Raw genomic sequence first — 1093 nt, 5'->3', positions numbered from 1 at the left:
AGAGGGCTTCTCGAAACCGAGTGTGGGGGCTGGGTTCGTGCTGGTCAGGCATGGTGCCGGGGTGGGTGAGGTAGGTCCGGTGCGTCCGTGGTGGTGGCGTGCTGGAGGTGCGTGATGGCGTCGGTGCTGGGGCGGCTGGAGGAGCGGGAGCGTGCGGCCCGGAAGCGGGTGGAGGAGTTGCAGGCCGAGCTGGAGGCGGCGCAATCGGAGTGGGACGAGTGGCTGATCGCCCGCAGGCGGCTCAACGAGGTGTGGGACGGGGACGAAATCGCAGGCCAGGACGGTGAGGCGCGAAGGACACCGGACGGGAGTGAGGCCGCTGCGCCGGCGGCGAGGCCCGGGTCGGTGGTTCCTCCCTGGCGGGAGGGGCTGTCGACCGAGGCGCTGGCGCCGGAGTATCAGCGGGTCATGGGCCTGCTGGCCGAACGCCGCGCCACCGGCGGCCAGCCGCTGAACTGCCGTGAGATCACTGCCTTGTTGGGGCTGGAGGTGGTTGCGGCGAAGATCGAGGGCGTGCGGTGCAAGCTCAAGCGGCTCGTTGCGCGGGGATGGGCGCACGAGCCGGCGCCGGGCCGGTTCGCCTGCGGTGACGGCCGAGGCGGCGGGTCATGACCATGGTCATCGACCACAGGATCATCGCCTCCGAGCTCGCGGGCAGCCGCTCGTAGTCGCGGGCGAGGCGCCGGGAGCGGGTGAGCCAGGCGAAGGTCCGCTCGACGATCCACCGTTTGGGCAGCACGACGAAGCCTTTGTGGTCGTCGCTGCGGCGGATGATCGTCAGTATCAGGTTCAGGGCGGTTGCGCACCAGCCCACCAGCATGCCGGTGTATCCGCTGTCCGCCCACACGCGGCGGAGCCGGTGATGCCGTGTGGTGGCCCGGGCGAGGAGGGCCTGGGCGGCGTCCCGGTCTCCCGTCGAGGCGGGGGTGACCAGGACCGCCAGGATCAGGCCGAGGGTGTCCACCACGATGTGCCGCTTACGGCCCTTGATTTTCTTCCCGCCGTCATAGCCACTGGTCGCGGCCTCCACCGTCGACGTGCCGCGCGCGGACTGCGAGTCGATCACCCCGGCCGTCGGCTCCGCGTCCCGGCC

Annotated in this window: 2 protein-coding genes; one reads left to right on the top strand and one right to left on the bottom strand. The window is 71.4% G+C overall.

What is annotated here, in order from left to right; all coding sequences use genetic code 11:
- Positions 1–114 precede the first annotated feature (114 nt).
- Positions 115–612, top strand: a complete 498-nt coding sequence (locus C1I97_RS37710; protein WP_111007343.1) for a hypothetical protein — start codon at positions 115–117, stop codon at positions 610–612.
- On the opposite strand, the gene C1I97_RS37705 is transcribed toward C1I97_RS37710, so the two are convergent.
- The coding region (locus tag C1I97_RS37705) for an IS5 family transposase (RefSeq protein ID WP_111007342.1) at positions 527–1093 on the bottom strand (567 nt) is incomplete at its 5' end. The genes C1I97_RS37710 and C1I97_RS37705 overlap by 86 nt on opposite strands.

This window comes from Streptomyces sp. NTH33 (assembly GCF_003236365.1).
Classification (GTDB): Bacteria; Actinomycetota; Actinomycetes; order Streptomycetales; family Streptomycetaceae; genus Streptomyces.
The sequence above is the reverse complement of the archived record's forward strand: the minus strand, read 5'-3'. Positions and strand labels throughout refer to the sequence as shown.

What these genes read in the sequence shown, in the direction of transcription:
- C1I97_RS37710 (WP_111007343.1), top strand. Translation starts at nt 115, where the DNA reads ATGGCGTCGGTGCTGGGGCGGCTGGAGGAGCGGGAGCGTGCGGCCCGG.